Annotated in this window: 16 protein-coding genes; 11 read left to right on the top strand and 5 right to left on the bottom strand. The window is 60.9% G+C overall.

Translation table 11 applies throughout. The features are described 5' to 3' along the window. The first annotated feature begins 8 nt into the window (after positions 1 to 8). Genes ssuC through J1N02_RS11880 form a run of 3 tightly spaced genes read left to right on the top strand, consistent with a single transcriptional unit; the run spans position 9 to position 1,844 of the window. Positions 9 to 797: an aliphatic sulfonate ABC transporter permease SsuC gene (gene ssuC / locus J1N02_RS11890; protein WP_027608399.1), complete on the top strand. Its 789-nt coding sequence runs from the start codon at positions 9 to 11 to the stop codon at positions 795 to 797. Further along, the gene (gene ssuB, locus J1N02_RS11885) at positions 794 to 1,600 is read left to right on the top strand and encodes an aliphatic sulfonates ABC transporter ATP-binding protein (RefSeq protein WP_027608400.1); all 807 of its coding nucleotides are present in this window, start codon (positions 794 to 796) and stop codon (positions 1,598 to 1,600) included. Before ssuC ends, ssuB begins: the two co-directional genes overlap by 4 nt. Before the next feature lie 28 nt (positions 1,601 to 1,628). Then, on the top strand, positions 1,629 to 1,844 hold the full coding sequence (locus J1N02_RS11880; protein ID WP_003176783.1) for a TOBE domain-containing protein: 216 nt from the start codon (positions 1,629 to 1,631) through the stop codon (positions 1,842 to 1,844). A gap of 136 nt (positions 1,845 to 1,980) precedes the next feature. On the opposite strand, the gene J1N02_RS11875 is transcribed toward J1N02_RS11880, so the two are convergent. Together J1N02_RS11875 and J1N02_RS11870 are read right to left on the bottom strand one after the other, a co-directional pair. Continuing rightward, positions 1,981 to 2,610 (bottom strand): TetR/AcrR family transcriptional regulator, encoded by a 630-nt coding sequence (locus J1N02_RS11875; protein WP_065924363.1) that lies wholly within the window; start codon positions 2,608 to 2,610, stop codon positions 1,981 to 1,983. A 213-nt stretch (positions 2,611 to 2,823) separates the two neighbouring features. After that, positions 2,824 to 4,200, bottom strand: coding sequence for a glutamine synthetase family protein (locus J1N02_RS11870; protein ID WP_003213894.1), 1,377 nt, complete (start codon positions 4,198 to 4,200; stop codon positions 2,824 to 2,826). 597 nt (positions 4,201 to 4,797) lie between these two features. Here J1N02_RS11870 and J1N02_RS11865 point away from each other — a divergent pair. From J1N02_RS11865 to J1N02_RS11835, 7 genes are all read left to right on the top strand, one after another. Beyond that, positions 4,798 to 6,156, top strand: a complete 1,359-nt coding sequence (locus tag J1N02_RS11865; protein WP_003176780.1) for a glutamine synthetase family protein — start codon at positions 4,798 to 4,800, stop codon at positions 6,154 to 6,156. Between the two features lie 58 nt (positions 6,157 to 6,214). Next, positions 6,215 to 7,579 (top strand): aspartate aminotransferase family protein, encoded by a 1,365-nt coding sequence (locus J1N02_RS11860; RefSeq protein ID WP_098480763.1) that lies wholly within the window; start codon positions 6,215 to 6,217, stop codon positions 7,577 to 7,579. 181 nt (positions 7,580 to 7,760) lie between these two features. Beyond that, positions 7,761 to 8,855: a polyamine ABC transporter substrate-binding protein gene (locus J1N02_RS11855; RefSeq protein ID WP_065924369.1), complete on the top strand. Its 1,095-nt coding sequence runs from the start codon at positions 7,761 to 7,763 to the stop codon at positions 8,853 to 8,855. Between the two features lie 154 nt (positions 8,856 to 9,009). Further along, positions 9,010 to 10,104 carry a polyamine ABC transporter substrate-binding protein gene (locus J1N02_RS11850; protein WP_027608404.1) on the top strand — a complete coding sequence of 365 codons (1,095 nt, stop codon included), beginning with the start codon at positions 9,010 to 9,012 and terminating at the stop codon, positions 10,102 to 10,104. Between the two features lie 66 nt (positions 10,105 to 10,170). Next, positions 10,171 to 11,313, top strand: coding sequence for an ABC transporter ATP-binding protein (locus J1N02_RS11845; RefSeq protein ID WP_027608405.1), 1,143 nt, complete (start codon positions 10,171 to 10,173; stop codon positions 11,311 to 11,313). Further along, entirely contained in the window at positions 11,310 to 12,230 is a 921-nt protein-coding gene (locus J1N02_RS11840; protein WP_027608406.1) for an ABC transporter permease subunit, read from the top strand. Before J1N02_RS11845 ends, J1N02_RS11840 begins: the two co-directional genes overlap by 4 nt. Beyond that, positions 12,227 to 13,111 carry an ABC transporter permease subunit gene (locus tag J1N02_RS11835; protein ID WP_015886412.1) on the top strand — a complete coding sequence of 295 codons (885 nt, stop codon included), beginning with the start codon at positions 12,227 to 12,229 and terminating at the stop codon, positions 13,109 to 13,111. Before J1N02_RS11840 ends, J1N02_RS11835 begins: the two co-directional genes overlap by 4 nt. 131 nt (positions 13,112 to 13,242) lie before the next feature. On the opposite strand, the gene J1N02_RS11830 is transcribed toward J1N02_RS11835, so the two are convergent. Further along, positions 13,243 to 13,884 carry an HD domain-containing protein gene (locus tag J1N02_RS11830; RefSeq protein ID WP_421147372.1) on the bottom strand — a complete coding sequence of 214 codons (642 nt, stop codon included), beginning with the start codon at positions 13,882 to 13,884 and terminating at the stop codon, positions 13,243 to 13,245. Positions 13,885 to 14,176: 292 nt separating this feature from the next. On the opposite strand from J1N02_RS11830, the gene J1N02_RS11825 reads away from it, so the two are divergent. Further along, positions 14,177 to 15,142, top strand: a complete 966-nt coding sequence (locus tag J1N02_RS11825; protein ID WP_065948772.1) for a GlxA family transcriptional regulator — start codon at positions 14,177 to 14,179, stop codon at positions 15,140 to 15,142. Positions 15,143 to 15,175: 33 nt separating this feature from the next. On the opposite strand, the gene J1N02_RS11820 is transcribed toward J1N02_RS11825, so the two are convergent. Beyond that, a complete protein-coding gene (locus J1N02_RS11820) occupies positions 15,176 to 17,530 on the bottom strand; it encodes a penicillin acylase family protein (RefSeq protein ID WP_421147371.1) in 2,355 nt (784 codons plus the stop codon). A gap of 31 nt (positions 17,531 to 17,561) precedes the next feature. After that, entirely contained in the window at positions 17,562 to 18,137 is a 576-nt protein-coding gene (locus J1N02_RS11815; RefSeq protein WP_092355751.1) for a DUF6436 domain-containing protein, read from the bottom strand. Between the last annotated feature and the right edge of the window lie 64 nt (positions 18,138 to 18,201).

Below are 18,201 nucleotides of genomic sequence, written 5' to 3'. Positions count from 1 at the left end.
GCGGCGCCATGAACCTGGAAAAATTGAGCCATCGCGTGGCGCCCTGGGTGCTGCCGATTCTATTGCTGGCGGTGTGGCAGTTGTCGGTGTCGGCGGGTTGGTTGTCGACACGCATCCTGCCGGCGCCCAGCGCGGTGATTGAGGCTGGGGTCAACCTGGTGCGCAGCGGCGAAATCTGGACGCACCTGGCTATCAGTGGCTGGCGTGCCGGCCTGGGCTTTGTGATCGGTGGCAGCATCGGCCTGGCGCTGGGGTTTATCACCGGCCTGTCGACGTGGGGCGAACGCCTGCTGGACAGCTCGGTGCAGATGATCCGCAACGTGCCGCACCTGGCGCTGATTCCGCTGGTGATCCTGTGGTTCGGCATCGACGAGACCGCGAAGATTTTCCTGGTGGCCCTCGGCACGCTGTTTCCGATCTACCTGAACACCTACCACGGCATCCGCAACGTCGACCCGGCGCTGGTGGAAATGTCGCGCAGCTACGGCTTGTCCGGTTTCAGCCTGTTCTGGCAAGTGATTTTGCCGGGTGCGCTGCCGTCGATCCTGGTGGGCGTGCGCTTTGCCCTGGGCTTTATGTGGCTGACGCTGATCGTGGCGGAAACCATCTCTGCCAGCTCCGGCATTGGTTACCTGGCGATGAACGCCCGCGAATTCCTGCAAACCGACGTGGTGGTATTGGCCATCGTGATGTACGCCATCCTCGGCAAGCTGGCCGATTTGGCCGCGCGCGGTCTGGAGCGTGTATGGCTGCGCTGGCACCCGGCTTACCAAGTGAATAAAGGAGGTGCGGCATGACCGCTCAACAACCTCCGCGCCTGCTGAAGGGGATTCCCCTGGCGGTGCGCAAATTGCGCAAGGCCTTCGGCGCGCGGGAAGTACTCAAGGAAATCGATCTGCACATTCCGGCGGGCCAGTTCGTAGCCGTGGTCGGTCGCAGTGGCTGCGGTAAAAGTACCTTGCTGCGCCTGTTGGCCGGCCTGGACAAAGCCAGCGGCGGCGAGCTGCTGGCCGGTTCGGCGCCGCTGAGCGAGGCGATTGAAGACACGCGCTTGATGTTCCAGGAAGCGCGCCTGCTGCCGTGGAAAAAGATCATCGACAACGTCGGCCTGGGCCTCAAAGGCAACTGGCGCCCTAAAGCCTTGGAAGCCCTGGAAGCGGTAGGCCTGGCCGAGCGTGCCAATGAGTGGCCGGCGGCCTTGTCCGGTGGCCAGAAGCAGCGTGTGGCCCTGGCTCGTGCCTTGATCCACCAGCCGCGCCTGCTGCTGCTCGACGAACCGCTGGGCGCCCTGGACGCCCTGACCCGTATCGAGATGCAGCAACTGATCGAAAACCTCTGGCAAAAACACGGCTTCACCGTGTTGCTGGTAACCCATGACGTCAGCGAAGCCGTGGCCATTGCCGACCGGGTGATCCTGATCGAAGACGGCGAAATCGGCCTCGACCTGATCGTCGATCTGCCGCGCCCACGGGCCCGAGGCTCACATCGCCTGGCCGCACTGGAAGCGCAAGTACTTAACCGTGTGCTGTCGTTGCCCGGCACACCGCCGGAACCCGAACCTGTTTCACCGCTGCCTACGCAATTGCGTTGGGCTCAATAACTCACTTGTCCTACGAAGGAAGTCCACCATGACTATTAAAGCCATCAACGTGCGTAACCAGTTCAAAGGCACCATCAAGGAAATCGTCGTCGGCGACGTGCTGTCGGAAATCGACGTGCAGACTGCATCCGGTATCGTCACGTCCGTGATCACCACCCGCTCGGTCAAAGAGCTGGAGCTGGTGATTGGCAGCGAAGTGATTGCCTTTGTGAAGTCGACTGAGGTGTCGATCGCCAAGTTGTGATTTGCGTCGCTCTTGAGGCCGTCATCGGGGGCAAGTCGAATCGTCGCACCGCCCCTCCCACATTCTGAATGTGTTCACAGATCAAACTGTGGGAGGGGGCTTGCCCCCGATGAGGCCAGTCCGGCCAGCACAAAACTCAGCGCTTGGGCAGGTAAGCCGGCAAATACAGCCCCACATACGCATCAAAAACCCGCATCCCTTCCTCCGCCATACGCGGCGTAATCAGCCCATGCTGATGCACCGAACGCGCATACACGCGATCACTCAATTCCAACGCCAGCGCAAACACATCCACATCGGTTGGCAAGCTCGGCACTTCAAAGTGGCGGTCGAACACTTCCAGCATCAAATCCCCCAGCTCCAGATCATGCTGGCGGTCCGCCTGGGTCACTTCGGTCAGCCCGTGCTGGGCCAGGATCAACTGGCGCGCGGCGGCGTCGTTGCTGTAGATGGTCAGCATGCGCTGTTCGACGATGTAGGACAGGTCGCGCCAATGCTTGAGTGAATCATGCTCGATGGGGGCCTGGATGGCGCAGCGGAAGGCTGCATGTATATCGGCGGTCAGTGCCTCCAGCAGCGCCGGCACACTGGCGAAAAAGTGATACACCGACGACGGCGGAATCTGCGCGCGCTCGGCCACGCTGTAGATCGACAAACTCGCCACGCCTTCGGCGGCCAGCAAGGTGCGGGCGGCATCGAGAATCGCGTCGATCCGTGCCTGGCTGCGGGCGCGGGGTTTGCGAGGGGCGGCGGGGCGGGTGGGCATGGAAGTCTCCTACAAGGCAGCGGGCATTGTACGCAGAGCCTGGGGATGATCCATACCGCTTGTTGGGGTGAGCGGGCTTGCCCCGCGCTGGGCTGCGAAGCGGCCCCCATAAAAAACGCCGAGTTCCTTCAGAAAGAACTCGGCGTCTGTGTTTGGGGCTGCTACGCAGCCCAGCGCGGGGCAAGCCCGCACCACAGTCAATGCAGCCGTCGTTTAGACGGTATGCAGGTACCAGTTGTACTCAAGGTCGGAGATGGAGTGTTCGAACTCTTCCAGCTCACTTTCCTTACAGGCGACGAAGATATCGATGTATTTAGGATCGATGTACTTGGCCATCACCTCGCTGTCGTCCAACTCGCGCAGGGCATCGCGCAGGTTGTTCGGCAGGCTCTGTTCGTTCTGCTCGTAGCTGTTGCCTTCCACGGGTGCGCCCGGCTCGATCTTGTTGGTCAGGCCGTGGTGCACGCCTGCAAGGACCGAAGCCATCAGCAGGTAAGGGTTGGCGTCGGCACCGGCCACACGGTGTTCGATACGTACGGCGTCGGACGAGCCGGTCGGTACGCGAATCGCCACGGTGCGGTTGTCCAGGCCCCAGCACGGCGAGTTCGGCACGTAGAACTGTGCGCCGAAACGACGGTAGGAGTTGACGTTAGGGCACAGGAACGCCATTTGGGCGGGTAGGGTCTCGAGCACACCGCCGATCGCGTGACGCAATGCGGCGTTCTGCTCGGGATCCTCGCTGGCAAAGATGTTCTTGCCGTCCTTGTCCAGGATCGAGATGTGTACGTGCAAACCGTTGCCTGCCTGGCCTGGGTAAGGCTTGGCCATGAAGGTGGTATCCATCTCATGGTCGTAGGCGATGTTCTTGATCAGGCGCTTGAGCAGCACTGCGTAGTCGCAGGCCTTGATCGGGTCGGCCACGTGGTGCAGGTTCACTTCGAACTGCGCCGGGGCACTTTCCTTGACGATGGCGTCGGCCGGGATGCCTTGCTCTTTGGCACCTTCCAGGATGTCCTGGAGGCAGTCGACGTATTCGTCGAGGTCGTCGATCAGGTAGACCTGTGTCGAGTGCGGGCGTTTGCCGGAGATCGGCGAGCGGGGCGGTTGTGGGCGGCCGTTCACGTTCTCCTGGTCGATCAGGTAGAACTCAAGCTCGAAGGCGGCGCAGATGGTCAGACCGAGGTCGTCAAACTTGCTTACAACTTGGCGGAGCACTTCGCGCGGATCGGCGAAGAAAGGTTCACCTTCAAGTTCGTGCATGGTCATCAGCAGTTGCGCGGTAGGGCGCTTTTGCCAGGGTTCATTGCACAGGGTGTCAGGGATCGGATAACAGATTCGGTCAGCATCACCGATGTCCAGGCCCAGGCCGGTGCTTTCCACCGTCGAGCCATTGATATCCAGGGCAAATAAAGAGGCAGGCAGGTTAATGCCCTTCTCGTAAACCTTGTGGAGGCTGGTGCGTTCGATGCGCTTACCGCGCACCACACCATTCATATCCGCAATTAGAAGGTCTACGTACAGAACCTCAGGATGATCCTTAAGGAACGCGTTCGCTTCGTTAAGCTGAACGGCACGCGGGGGTACCGACATGATGCAACACCTTTGTTGTTAAAAATATCAATCATTGATCTTTTCTGGTTTCAGTCAACCCGAACGGCATGCCGAAGTCAAGCGAGGCCTTTTTTGCCCTAAAAAAGCGCCGTGACCGCACTTTTGGGGCTTTTTGGGGCGGTTTTTTCGGTTTGACCGGCTTGGGACTCGCAGGCTTGAGCGGGCCGTGTTGTATTTTTTACGGGGGTGTTGTGTAAAAAAATGAACAAGGCTAAGCTCGATTCAAACCCATAACAGCAATAATACCGGGGTGCTTCATGTCTCGCCTGCCGCCAATCGGCGTCTCAGCCTGCTTCAGCCAGGCTTTGTCCGCAGTCCGTTCGTCCCGCGTGAATGCCCACGCACCGGCCAATATTCTTGACGGCCCATCCGCTCTCTTTTTTGCCTCCTCGACTGCCACTGACCGGCTGCCATCCGCGCGGCCGCTCATGATTCTGCACGACTTTGGCTTGAGGAATGCAACGCTGCAGCAAATGGCAGGTAAGCTCCTACCCTGAACGAAAAAACGACGCGGATGCTGCGTCAACCAACGCCTGGCCTTTAATGGATGCCAGGAAACCCAGCCCAGAGGCATTTATGAGTAACAACCTCGACCAGCTCACCGATTGGTTGAAAGACCACAAGATCACAGAAGTCGAATGCATGATTGGCGACCTGACCGGTATCACCCGGGGCAAGATCTCGCCGACCAACAAGTTCATCGCCGAAAAAGGCATGCGCCTGCCCGAGAGCGTTCTGTTGCAGACCGTGACCGGCGACTATGTCGAAGACGACATCTATTACGAATTGCTCGACCCGGCAGACATCGACATGATCTGCCGCCCCGACCAGAACGCGGTGTTCCTGGTGCCCTGGGCCATCGAGCCGACCGCCCAGGTGATCCACGACACCTACGACAAGCAAGGCAACCCGATCGAGCTGTCGCCGCGCAACGTGCTCAAGAAAGTCCTCAAGCTCTACGCCGACAAAGGCTGGCAGCCCATCGTGGCGCCGGAGATGGAGTTCTACCTGACCAAACGCTGCGAAGACCCGGACTTCCCGCTGCAACCGCCGATCGGTCGGTCCGGGCGCCCGGAGACCGGCCGCCAGTCCTTCTCTATAGAAGCCGCCAACGAATTCGACCCGCTGTTCGAAGACGTCTACGACTGGTGCGAGTTGCAGGAGCTGGACCTCGACACCCTGATCCATGAAGACGGCACGGCCCAGATGGAAATCAACTTCCGTCACGGCGATGCCCTGTCCCTGGCGGACCAGATCCTGGTGTTCAAGCGCACCATGCGTGAAGCCGCGCTCAAGCACGACGTGGCGGCCACCTTCATGGCCAAGCCGATGACCGGCGAGCCCGGCAGCGCCATGCACCTGCACCAGAGCATCATCGACATCGCCACCGGCAAGAACGTCTTCTCCAATGAAGACGGGACCATGAGCCAACTGTTCCTCAACCACATTGGCGGCCTGCAGAAGTTCATCCCTGAATTGCTGCCGCTGTTTGCCCCCAACGTGAACTCGTTCCGCCGCTTCCTGCCCGACACCTCGGCGCCGGTGAACGTGGAATGGGGCGAAGAAAACCGCACCGTCGGCCTGCGCGTACCGGATGCCGGCCCGCAGAACCGTCGCGTGGAAAACCGCCTGCCGGGCGCCGACGCCAACCCGTACCTGGCGATTGCCGCCAGCCTGCTGTGTGGCTACATCGGCATGGTCGAAGGCCATAACCCGAGCGCCCCGGTAGTGGGTCGTGGTTACGAGCGCCGCAACCTGCGCCTGCCGTTGACCATCGAAGACGCCCTGGAACGCATGGAAAACAGCAAGACCATCGAGAAATACCTGGGTCAGAAATTCATCACAGGCTACGTCGCGGTCAAGCGGGCCGAGCATGAAAACTTCAAGCGCGTGATCAGTTCGTGGGAGCGGGAATTCCTGCTCTTCGCCGTCTGATGCGCCGGGCGCACGGGGCAACCCGCGCGCGCCTCACTGAAAAGTCTAGGAGATTGGTATGTCCAGCAACAACCCGCAAACCCGCGAATGGCAAGCCTTGAGCAATGATCACCACCTGGCGCCGTTCAGCGACTTCAAGCAATTGAAAGAGAAAGGCCCACGGATCATCACCAAAGCCCACGGCGTTTACCTGTGGGACAGCGAAGGCAACAAGATCCTCGACGGCATGGCCGGCCTGTGGTGCGTGGCGATCGGTTACGGTCGCGATGAACTGGCCGACGCCGCCGCCAGGCAAATGAAAGAACTGCCGTACTACAACCTGTTCTTCCAGACCGCTCACCCACCTGTACTGGAGTTGGCCAAGGCGATTTCCGACATCGCGCCTGCCGGCATGAACCATGTGTTCTTCACCGGTTCCGGCTCCGAAGGCAACGACACCATGTTGCGCATGGTCCGCCACTATTGGGCGATCAAGGGCCAGCCGAACAAGAAAACCATCATCAGCCGCAAGAATGGCTACCACGGCTCCACCGTGGCTGGCGCCAGCCTGGGCGGCATGACCTATATGCATGAACAGGGCGACTTGCCGATCCCGGGCATCGTCCATATCGCCCAGCCGTACTGGTTCGGCGAAGGCGGCGACATGAGTCCTGAAGAGTTCGGGATCTGGGCCGCCAACCAACTGGAAGAGAAGATCCTCGAGCTGGGCGTGGACAATGTCGGTGCTTTTATTGCCGAGCCGATCCAGGGCGCCGGTGGCGTGATCGTGCCGCCGGACAGCTACTGGCCGCGCATCAAGGAAATCCTTGCCAAGTACGACATCCTGTTTGTGGCCGACGAAGTGATTTGCGGTTTCGGCCGTACCGGTGAGTGGTTCGGTAGCGATTTCTACGACCTCAAGCCCCATATGATGACCATCGCCAAGGGCCTGACCTCGGGCTACATCCCCATGGGCGGCCTGATCGTGCGCGACGACGTGGTGGCCGTGCTCAACGAAGGCGGTGATTTCAACCACGGTTTCACCTACTCCGGTCACCCGGTGGCTGCGGCCGTGGCCCTGGAAAACATCCGCATCATGCGCGATGAAAAAATCGTTAACCGCGTCCACGACGAAACGGCACCGTATTTGCAGAAACGTCTGCGGGAGCTGGCGGATCACCCGTTGGTGGGTGAAGTGCGCGGTGTCGGCATGCTCGGTGCAATTGAGCTGGTTCAGGACAAGGCGACGCGCAAGCGTTACGAGGGCCGGGGCGTAGGCATGATCTGCCGAACCTTCTGCTTCGAGAATGGCCTGATCATGCGCGCCGTGGGCGACACCATGATCATTTCGCCGCCTCTGGTGATCAGCAAGGCTGAAATCGACGAACTGGTGACCAAGGCTCGTCAGTGCCTGGACCTGACTTTGGCGGCATTGCAGGGCTAAGTGCTAGGCTCAGTGCGCAGCGCACCGGGCAGTTATAAATGCAGGGGCTTTGGTTGAAAGCCGGCCCCTGAACTTGCCAGACTGTCGCCCTGTTTTGCTGCCCTCTGGAAGGGTCGCTGAACATAAAAGAACGTGGCCCAAAAAAGAAAAATTGGAGCATCACCAAATGAAGGCATTAGGTTTGAAGAACGCTGGCAAGACCCTCCTCGCCTTGTCCCTGATGGGCGCAATGGCGGGCGCGGTCCAGGCCGACGATAAAGTGCTGCACGTCTACAACTGGTCCGACTACATTGCACCGGACACCATCGCCAACTTTGAAAAAGAGTCGGGCATTAAAGTGGTGTACGACGTTTTTGACAGCAACGAGACACTCGAAGCCAAGTTGCTGGCAGGCAAGTCCGGCTACGACATCGTCGTACCGTCGAACAACTTCCTCGCCAAGCAGATCAAGGCCGGTGTCTACCAGGAGCTGGACAAGTCCAAGCTGTCCAACTATGGCAACCTGAACACCTCCCTGCTTAAAGCCGTGTCGGTCAGCGACCCGGACAACAAGCACGCTTTCCCGTACATGTGGGGTTCGATCGGCATCGGCTACAACCCGGACAAGGTCAAGGCCGCGCTGGGCGTGGACAAGATCGATTCGTGGGACGTGCTGCTCAAGCCTGAAAACATCGCCAAGCTCAAAAGCTGCGGCGTGAGCTTCCTCGACTCGCCGACCGAAATGCTGCCGATCGCGCTGCATTACCTGGGCCTGCCAACCGACAGCCAGAAGAAGGCCGACCTCAAGCAAGCCGAAGACCTGTTCCTGAAAATCCGTCCTTCGATCGGCTACTTCCACTCGTCCAAGTACATCTCCGACCTGGCCAACGGCAACATCTGCGTAGCCGTGGGTTACTCGGGTGACATCCAGCAGGCCAAGTCCCGCGCGGCTGAAGCCGGTGGCAAGGTCAAGGTGGCCTACGACATTCCGAAAGAAGGTGCCGGTAGCTTCTTCGACATGGTCGCCATCCCTAAAGATGCCGAAAACGTCGATGCCGCTTATAAGTTCATGAACTACCTGCTCAAGCCGGAAGTCATGGCTTCGATCACCAACAGCGTGCGTTTCCCGAACGGTAACGAGAAGGCCACCGCACTGGTCGACAAAGACATCACCAATGACCCGGGCATCTACCCGCCAGCGGATGTGCAAGCCAAGCTCTACGCCATTGCGGACTTGCCGGCTGCGACCCAGCGTGAAATGACACGCAGCTGGACCAAGATCAAATCCGGTAAATAAACCGGCCTTCGTTAACCACCGCGCAGCCCGCGGTGGTTAATGAAACAAATAAATGACAGAAAGTTTTGCCGGATCGGTTTATCGAGGGTAAGTTGCGCGCCGGTTTTGTTGCCGGGCAACAACTTTGGGCCCAACTATTTAAGAGGACCTCCACTTGCCAATTTCTTTGTTTCGCCAAGCCTTGCTGGTAGGTGCAGGTCTCACGCTGGCTGTCAGCGTGCAGGCCGCACCGACCGTGCATATTTATAACTGGTCGGATTACATCGGTCCCGACACCCTGGCCAACTTCGAAAAGGCCACCGGCATCAAACCCGTGTATGACGTGTTTGATTCCAACGAAACCCTGGAAGGCAAGTTACTGGCCGGGCGTACCGGCTATGACGTGGTCGTGCCGTCCAACCACTTCCTTGGCAAGCAGATCAAGGCCGGGGCGTTCCAGAAACTCGATAAGTCGCTGCTGACTCATTACGCCAACCTGGACCCTGTGCTGCTCAAGCGCCTGGAGAAGAACGACCCGGGCAACCAGTACGCCGTGCCGTACCTGTGGGGTACCAACGGCATCGGTTACAACGTCGACAAAGTGAAGGAAGTGCTGGGTGTCGACAAGATCGACTCCTGGGCCGTGCTGTTCGAACCGGAAAACATGAAGAAACTGGCCACCTGCGGTGTGTCGTTCATGGACTCGGCGGATGAAATGCTGCCGGCGGTGCTCAACTACATGGGTCTGGACCCTAACAGCACCAACCCTGAAGACTACAAGAAGGCCGAGGAAAAGCTGCTCAAAGTGCGGCCCTACGTGACCTACTTCCATTCTTCCAAATACATCTCCGACCTGGCCAACGGCAACATCTGCGTGGCCGCCGGGTTCTCCGGCGATGTATTCCAGGCCAAGGCTCGTGCAAGCGAAGCGGGCAAAGGCGTGAACATCGCCTACGCAATTCCGAAGGAAGGCGGCAACCTGTGGTTTGACGTGCTGGCGATCCCCAAGGACGCCACCAACATCAAGGAAGCCCACGCCTTCATCAACTATTTACTGCAATCTGAGGTGATCGCCCAGGTCAGTGACACCGTCGGTTACGCCAACCCTAACCCAGGGGCGGACAAACTGATGGAGCAATCGATACGCACCGACGAAGCGGTTTACCCACCGCAGGCGGTTCTCGACCGGACATTCGTCAACTTCGAGCTACCCCCGAAAGTGCAACGTCTAATGACCCGTAGCTGGACCAAGGTCAAGACGGGCAAGTAAGGCTCAAACTATCCAAGGTTCGCCCGCTTCGGGCGAACTGCACTCTTTTTTTTGGGAGTTTCGTAAATGGCAGTTGCCTCCGGCGCCTATAAGAAAGCCCTCGAGGGCGACCAGACACCGAAAAAGGTGCTGGTCAAAATCGACCGGGTCACGAAGAAGTTCGACGAGACGATTGCCGTGGACGATGTGTCCCTGGAAATCAAGAAAGGCGAGATCTTCGCCTTGCTCGGCGGTTCGGGTTCGGGCAAGTCCACCCTGCTGCGCATGCTCGCAGGCTTCGAGCGCCCGACAGAAGGTCGGATTTACCTCGACGGCGTGGACATCACCGACATGCCGCCCTACGAGCGGCCGATCAACATGATGTTCCAGTCCTACGCCTTGTTCCCCCACATGACCGTGGCGCAGAACATTGCGTTCGGCCTGCAACAGGACAAGATCCCCAAGGCCGAGGTCGATGCCCGCGTGGCCGAAATGCTCAAGCTGGTCCAGATGAGCCAGTACGCCAAGCGCAAGCCGCACCAGTTGTCCGGTGGCCAGCGTCAGCGGGTGGCGCTGGCCCGCTCCCTGGCCAAGCGCCCGAAACTGCTGCTGCTCGATGAGCCCATGGGCGCCCTCGACAAGAAGCTGCGCTCGCAGATGCAACTGGAACTGGTGGAGATCATCGAGCGCGTCGGCGTGACCTGCGTGATGGTGACGCACGATCAGGAAGAGGCCATGACCATGGCCGAGCGCATCGCGATCATGCACCTGGGCTGGATCGCCCAGATCGGCAGCCCGATCGACATCTACGAGACGCCGACCAGCCGCCTGGTGTGCGAATTCATCGGTAACGTCAACATCTTCGACACCCAGGTGGTGGATGACGCCGAAGGTCACGCGGTGCTCAAGTGCCCGGACCTGGACCGCGACATCTACGTGGGCTACGGCATCGCGACCTCGGTGGAAGACAAGTCGGTGACCTATGCCATCCGCCCGGAAAAACTGTTGGTCACCACCGAAATGCCGACCTGCGAGCACAACTGGTCCAGCGGCAAGGTGCACGACATCGCCTACCTGGGCGGCCACTCGGTGTTCTACGTCGAGCTGCCAAGCGGCAAGCTGGTGCAGTCCTTCGTCGCCAACGCCGAACGCCGTGGCCAGCGCCCAACCTGGGGTGACCAGGTCTACGTGTGGTGGGAAGACGATAGCGGCGTGGTACTGCGCACATGAACATGAAGAAGCTCAAGCGGCGCTTGCACCGCATCGTCCCCAGCGGCAAGCAGGTGGTCATCGGGATTCCGTTCCTGTGGCTGTTCCTGTTTTTCGCCTTGCCGTTTTTCATCGTCCTGAAAATCAGCTTCGCCGAAGCCGACGTGGCGATCCCGCCGTACACCGAGATCTACACCTACGTCGAGCAGAAGCTGCAGGTGGTGCTGAACCTGGCCAACTACAGTTTGCTGGCAGGTGATGAGCTGTACATCGCGGCGTACCTGGGCTCGCTGAAGATGGCGTTCTTCAGCACGCTGCTGTGCCTGCTGATCGGCTACCCGATGGCCTATGCCATTGCCACCGCGCGCAAAGAGATGCAGACCGTGCTGGTGCTGCTGATCATGATGCCGACCTGGACCGCGATCCTGATCCGCGTGTATGCGTGGATGGGCATCCTCAGCAACAACGGCCTGCTCAATGGCTTCCTGATGTCCATGGGGTTGATCAACGAACCGCTGCAGATCCTCAACACCAACATCGCGGTGTATATCGGCGTGGTGTATTCGTACCTGCCGTTCATGATCCTGCCGCTGTACGCCAACCTGGTGAAGCATGACCAGAGCCTGCTGGAAGCCGCATCGGACCTGGGTTCGAGCACCTTCAACAGCTTCTGGAAAATCACCGTGCCGCTGTCCAAGAACGGCATCATCGCCGGCTGCATGCTGGTGTTTATCCCGGTGGTGGGCGAGTTCGTGATCCCGGAACTGCTCGGCGGCCCGGAAACCCTGATGATCGGTAAAGTGTTGTGGCAAGAATTCTTCAACAACCGTGACTGGCCGGTGGCGTCTGCCCTGGCGGTAGTGATGCTGGCGATCCTGATCGTGCCCATCATTCTGTTTAACCGCAGCCAAGCCAAAGAGATGGAGGGCAAGATATGAAGCGCGTCAGTTTCTCAAGCTTCATGCTGGTGGCGGGGTTGTTGTTCATCTACCTGCCGATGCTGATCCTGGTGATCTACTCGTTCAACGAATCCAAGCTGGTGACGGTGTGGGGCGGTTGGTCGATCAAGTGGTACGTGGGCCTGTTGGACAATACCCAGTTGATGGGCTCGGTGGCACGTTCCCTGGAAATCGCCTGCTACACGGCGGTGGCCGCCGTGGCCCTGGGTACGTTGGCGGCGTTTGTGCTGACGCGCATCAGCCAGTTCAAGGGCCGCACGCTGTTCGGCGGCCTGGTGACCGCGCCGTTGGTGATGCCGGAAGTGATCACCGGTCTGTCGCTGCTGCTGCTGTTCGTGGCCATGGCGCAGATGATCGGCTGGCCCCAGGAGCGTGGCATCGTCACCATCTGGATCGCCCACACCACGTTCTGTGCCGCTTATGTGGCGGTGGTGGTATCGGCGCGCCTGCGTGAGCTGGACCTGTCGATCGAAGAGGCGGCGATGGACCTGGGTGCACGGCCGTGGAAGGTGTTCTTCCTGATCACCATCCCGATGATCGCGCCGTCGCTGGCGGCGGGCGGCATGATGTCGTTCGCACTGTCCCTGGATGACCTGGTACTGGCCAGCTTCGTGTCGGGGCCGGGTTCGACGACATTGCCGATGGAAGTGTTCTCGGCGGTACGCCTGGGGGTTAAACCCGAGATCAACGCCGTGGCCAGCCTGATTCTGCTGGCAGTGTCGCTGGTGACCTTCCTGGTGTGGTTCTTCAGCCGGCGTGCCGAAGAAATGCGCAAGAAAGCGATCCAGCAGGCGATTGAAGAAGCTGCTGCCGATGGCTGGCAGCAGCCGGACAAGCGTCGGGCTCCAGCGCCGGTCTAAAGGTCTGTGCGGTCCAAATGTGGGAGGGGGCTTGCTCCCGATGGCGGTGGGTCAGTCAATAGATGCAGTGACTGACACTCAGCAATCGGGGGCAAGCCCCCTCCCACAGTTTTGACCGCATTCCAGATTGGCTATGCAGCCCACGGCGACGTGCGAATCACCTCGACAAAATTCATCGGCTTGAACCCCGGTTCCTGATCCACCAGCACATCGGTCTTCACGTTGCCGAACGTGGTCTGCGGGCGATGGCGCAAGCCGTCGGCAAACGCGCAGATGATGCACTCCTTGAACCCTTCACCGCGTGGATGCGCATGCACCACGGCTTCGCGCTGCACGCTGCTGAACGCGGCGTAGTCCATGCCCAGCACGTCCATTTCCACACCGGCGGTCACCAATGCCACGGTCGGGCGCAGGTGCTGCGGCACGCCCGGCGTGGTGTGCAGGGCGATAGACAGCCACACCTGTTCGATATCGTCGTCGCTCAGCCCGTAAGGCTTGAGGAAGGCCGCGGCGGCGTTGGCGCCGTCCACTTCGAAACGCTGGTCATCACTGCGATGGCCTGCCACCAGGCCCAGGTCATGGAACATGGCGCCGACGTAGAGCAGTTCCGGGTTGTAGGCCAGTTGCTTGCGTTTACCGCTCAATGCGCCGAACAGGAACACCCGGCGGGAATGGTGGTAGAGCAGGTCGGACTCAATGTCGCGGATGTATTCGGTGGTGGCCCTGGCCAGGGCGCTGTCCGGGATCTTGATACCGGCGATGGTGGTGGTCATGGTGGTTCTCCTCTGGAAAGCAGTCAGTTTGGTCGCTGGTCGGTGCAGCGACCATCGCGGTGAGAGCGCGATCCCGGCCAATGTGCCGACACATCGTGCCAAGCAGAAATCGACTAGGGTGTAGCGGGCGATATCACTCTGGAAGCCTGCGAAAATCCCAGTGTGGGAGGGGGCTTGCTCCCGATTGCTGAGTACCAGGCACTGCATCTGCTGACTGATACAGCGCCATCGGGAGCAAGCCCCCTCCCACAGGGTTTGCATTTTATTCCGCTAGAAAAAGGTGTCTGTGAGCATGCACAAGACCGTCGCGATCCTGATCTTCCCCGGCGTCCAGTCACTGGATGTGACCGGTCCCATGGACGTGTTCTACGAGGCCAACCGCTTTCTGGTGCCTGAAGATCATTACCAGTTGGAAGTGATAGGTTTAGGCCACGGCACGATGGCGGCTTCCAATGGCCTGTCACTCCAGGCCCATAATCATTACAGCGAAGCCCTGCAGGCCTATGACCTGCTGCTGGTCGCGGGCGGCCCGCAGTTACCCTTCGAGGACTTCGGCGCTCCGTTCGATGATTGGCTGCGTGGCGCCACCGCCCGGGCGCGACGGTTTGGCTCAATCTGCAACGGGGCCTTCATGCTGGCGCGCGCCGGATTGCTGGACGGAAAAACCGTCACCACTCATTGGAACGACGCCGCCGACCTGGCGCGTCTGTGCCCCTCGGCCCAGATCGAAGCCGACCGCCTCTACGTACAGGACGGCAACCTCTACACCTCGGCGGGCGTCACCGCAGGCATCGACCTGTCGCTGTACCTGCTGGCCCAGGACCACGGCCCTGAAGTGGCGTTGAGCGTGGCCAAGCGCCTGGTGGTGTTCACCCAGCGTTCCGGCGGGCAGTCGCAGTTCAGCCCGTTCCTCACGCCCCACGCCGAAACCACCTCGGCGGTGGCGCTGGTGCAGTTATACGTATTGGCGAACCTGACCGGCGACCTGACCATCGCCGACCTGGCCAAGGCCGCCAACATGAGCGCGCGCAACTTCTCCCGGGTGTTTGCCCGTGAGGCGCGGATTACGCCAGCGGAGTTTGTCGAACGGGCGCGGGTGGATGCTGCGCGGGTGATGCTCGAAAGTACGCATGCGCCGCTGAAAACCGTGGCCTATCAATGCGGGTTTCGCGATGCCCAGCACATGCGCAGCGTGTTCAACCGCCGGCTGGGCGTGACGCCGCAACAGTTCCGGCTCAATTTTGCGGCACCGGTCTAAGCCCCTTCCACAGGTTGACCGATTTCCAAGGGGCTATCGCGCCGGCAGCAGTTTCAGCGTGCCGCGGGTATTGGCCGTGACTTCCTCATCACTGAAATGCGCCTGCTCGTAACCCCCTTCGATATAGGTCTCGGCCTGGTCGCCATAGTGCTTGTCGAACGGCACGCCGCTTTGCCCCACCGGATTGATGGTGAGGGCGTGGGCCACGTCGGCAAAGTCGATCAGGCGCCGGGTGGACGGGCCGTAGGTCACCGGCCAGGGCGCGGGGCCGATGACGGCCGACTGGTTGTTCGGCACTTCGTGGGTGCCGGGGGCCGGGAACGGACCGACGTTGACGATCAGGTCCAAGGGTTTCTGCGAGCCCAGCGGATGGCCGTGGGTCAGGGTATGGGCCTTGCCCCAATGCCATTGTGTCGGGTCATCGCCGAAGGTGGCCTTGAGGTGCGCGAGGCTATTGTCCCAGGCCCGTTTGACGGTGTCGGCGCGCTTGCCGTCCCACCAGGGCGAGGCCGGGTCGGCAGCCAGGCGGGGCAGGGCGGCGTCGATCACGCGGGTGGTGAGCAGGGTCTTGAACATCCCGTCACCCAGCTTCGGGTGGAAGGCCGCGTCGGCGAGGTTGAACAGGAACTGGTTGAATAGCGTGGCGCTGGTGGAATCCAGCGGGTAGTCACCCTTCCAGCCGGCCAGCTGTTCCACCAGCTTCAACTGCGCCGGGTCCGTGACCACCTCGCGCAGCACCGGCAACAGCGGCGCCAGCAGGCGCGGGCCGAAGGCGGTGGTGGTGCCCAGTTGCAGGGCCTGGCTGTTGGTCACATCCCACTTCACGCTCTTGTCGCTCAACTGCGCGTTCAACTGCTGGCCCCGGTCGGCGAGGTTGTAATAGCCGGGGATTTCCATGCCGGTGGGCGACACCGGCTGGGCATTGGCCGACACCACATAGCCCCGCGCCGGGTTTTCTTCCTGGGGGTTGGCGCTGAAGGGGTAGAAGCCCAGCTTGTCGGCCTCGGCGGTGCTGCCGTCGAGGATAAACCCTGGGTGGGTACCTGCCGGGCGAATCGGCAACTGTGCCGCCGCCCACCAGCCGATATCGCCCCTGGCATTGGCCCACACGATATTCAGCCCCGGTGCGGACACCTTTGCCGCCGCCGTACGGGCCTTGGCCAACGTGTCGGCGCGGTTGAGCTGGTAGAAACCTTCGAGGATCGGGTTCTGGGTGTCGAGGAACGCCCACCACATGGCAATCGGCGTCTTGCCGCCGTTCTCGCCAAGCACGTCATTGACGATCGGGCCGTGGGGTGACTGGCGCAGGGTGAGGCTGACCGGTGCCTGGCCTTTGACGGCGATCTGTTGCTCGCTGCGGGTCATGTCGACCCACTGGCCGTGGTACCAGACCTGGTTGGGGTTGTCCGGGTTGACCTTTTCGGCGATCAGGTCGAGGTCGTCGTTCTGGAACATGGTCAGGCTCCAGCCGAAATCCAGGTTGTGCCCCAGGAACGCTACGGGTACCAGCGCGTTGTGATAGCCATACAGCTCGAAGCCCGGCGCCGACAGCTGCGCCTCGTACCACACCGACGGCACCGAGAAGCGAATATGCGGGTCACCCGCCAGCAGCGGTTTGCCGCTCTTGGTGCGACTGCCACTGATGGCCCAGGCGTTGCTGCCCTCGAACTGCGGCAAACCGTTGTCGGCCAGGGCCTGCTCACTCAGCGCGGCGAGGGCGCCGAGGGTTTTCCAGTCACTGTCGGCGAGGTTGAGGGCGCCCTTGGGTTGCCAGTCGAGGTCGAAGACGTTCAGGTAGTCGCTGCCCAGTTGGTCGCGGACGTAAGTCAGCAAGGGCTCGGTACGAAATGCAGCGGCAAAACTGTAGGCCATGTACCCGGCGACGCTGATGGTGTCCTCGGCGGTAAACGCGCGCCTGGGGATGCCCAGCACGTCGAACTCCATCGGGCGGGCGTGGCTGCCCTGATACTGGTTGATCCCGTCCAGATAGGCCTGCAGGGCCTTCCAGTGCGCCGACTCATGGTCCTGCTGGGCCACGTAGGTGGCGGCGCGGTCGCGAATGCGCAGGCTGCGGAACAGCTTGTCGGTCTCCAGCAGCTTCGGCCCGAGCACCTCGGCCAGTTCGCCACGGGCCAGGCGGCGCATGATCTCCATCTGGAACAGGCGGTCCTGGGCATGCACGTAGCCCAGGGCGCGATACAGGTCGGTCTCGTTCTCGGCGCGAATATGCGGCACGCCACGGTCGTCGTAGCGCACGGTGACCGAGCCTTGCAGGTTGGCCAGTTCAACCGTGCCCTGGCGGGTGGGTTGCTTGCTGTAGACGTACCAGCCCGCACCGAGGCCGATCAGTACCAGCAGAACCGCAAGAACCTGCAGGACGCGCTTCATGAACATTCCTTACCAAGAGTGGGGTGGCGGGCTACTCATCTTTCGACCACGAACAATAGCAGCCCACCGCCAGGGTGTGCGTGGCGTTCACATCTCGGCCGGCTTCAAGGGCTTTCAGGATCGGCTCGATAAAACTGTTACTGGCGTTGCACGTCAGCCCTTCGCTGTAGGGCCCGAAATACGCGAGCTTGCCGGTGCGGTCCCAGATGCCCACGGCCGGGCTGGCCGGCACCTGGTCGGCGCCGGGCAGGGCGGTGAGGGTTTTCATCTTGCGCAGGTTATCGGGCAACTGGCCGTGGCTGCCGGCTTTTTGCAGGGCATAGAACTCGACGCCCTGGGGCGCGTATTGCTCGATCAACTCGCCCAGGTGCTGCTGGTTGCCGACGTTGCACGGGCACGCCGGATCCCAGAAATGCACCAGGCGGATCGGCCCGGGGCCGCTGAGTTCGGCGGGCAGGCGCAGAGGGTCGCCGGAGAATACCGCGGTGTGTTCGCTGAAGGCACGCAGGTAGCGGCCCTGGAACCAGTCATACGCCGCCCACAGCACACCGGCGCAGATGATCAGGATCAGGCTGGCGAACAGGGCGTTACGGTAAGGCTGTCGCATTCGGATCTATCCTCGCAGGTCGCGTAGCTTGCCATGCTTGTCCTGACAGATGAATATCGCAGCT

This window comes from Pseudomonas sp. NFX5, assembly GCF_049132125.1.
Taxonomy (GTDB): domain Bacteria; phylum Pseudomonadota; class Gammaproteobacteria; order Pseudomonadales; family Pseudomonadaceae; genus Aquipseudomonas; species Aquipseudomonas marginalis.
The sequence above is the reverse complement of the archived record's forward strand: the minus strand, read 5'-3'. Positions and strand labels throughout refer to the sequence as shown.

Excerpts from the sequence above, each read along its gene's own strand:
- ssuB (WP_027608400.1), top strand. The coding sequence starts at position 794 with ATGACCGCTCAACAACCTCCGCGCCTGCTGAAGGGGATTCCCCTGGCG.
- J1N02_RS11880 (WP_003176783.1), top strand. The coding sequence starts at position 1,629 with ATGACTATTAAAGCCATCAACGTGCGTAACCAGTTCAAAGGCACCATC.
- J1N02_RS11860 (WP_098480763.1), top strand. The coding sequence starts at position 6,215 with ATGTCCAGCAACAACCCGCAAACCCGCGAATGGCAAGCCTTGAGCAAT.
- ssuC (WP_027608399.1), top strand. The coding sequence starts at position 9 with ATGAACCTGGAAAAATTGAGCCATCGCGTGGCGCCCTGGGTGCTGCCG.
- J1N02_RS11870 (WP_003213894.1), bottom strand. The coding sequence starts at position 4,200 with ATGTCGGTACCCCCGCGTGCCGTTCAGCTTAACGAAGCGAACGCGTTC.
- J1N02_RS11830 (WP_421147372.1), bottom strand. The coding sequence starts at position 13,884 with ATGACCACCACCATCGCCGGTATCAAGATCCCGGACAGCGCCCTGGCC.
- J1N02_RS11825 (WP_065948772.1), top strand. The coding sequence starts at position 14,177 with ATGCACAAGACCGTCGCGATCCTGATCTTCCCCGGCGTCCAGTCACTG.
- J1N02_RS11875 (WP_065924363.1), bottom strand. The coding sequence starts at position 2,610 with ATGCCCACCCGCCCCGCCGCCCCTCGCAAACCCCGCGCCCGCAGCCAG.
- J1N02_RS11865 (WP_003176780.1), top strand. The coding sequence starts at position 4,798 with ATGAGTAACAACCTCGACCAGCTCACCGATTGGTTGAAAGACCACAAG.
- J1N02_RS11840 (WP_027608406.1), top strand. The coding sequence starts at position 11,310 with ATGAACATGAAGAAGCTCAAGCGGCGCTTGCACCGCATCGTCCCCAGC.
- J1N02_RS11820 (WP_421147371.1), bottom strand. The coding sequence starts at position 17,530 with ATGAAGCGCGTCCTGCAGGTTCTTGCGGTTCTGCTGGTACTGATCGGC.
- J1N02_RS11845 (WP_027608405.1), top strand. The coding sequence starts at position 10,171 with ATGGCAGTTGCCTCCGGCGCCTATAAGAAAGCCCTCGAGGGCGACCAG.
- J1N02_RS11835 (WP_015886412.1), top strand. The coding sequence starts at position 12,227 with ATGAAGCGCGTCAGTTTCTCAAGCTTCATGCTGGTGGCGGGGTTGTTG.
- J1N02_RS11815 (WP_092355751.1), bottom strand. The coding sequence starts at position 18,137 with ATGCGACAGCCTTACCGTAACGCCCTGTTCGCCAGCCTGATCCTGATC.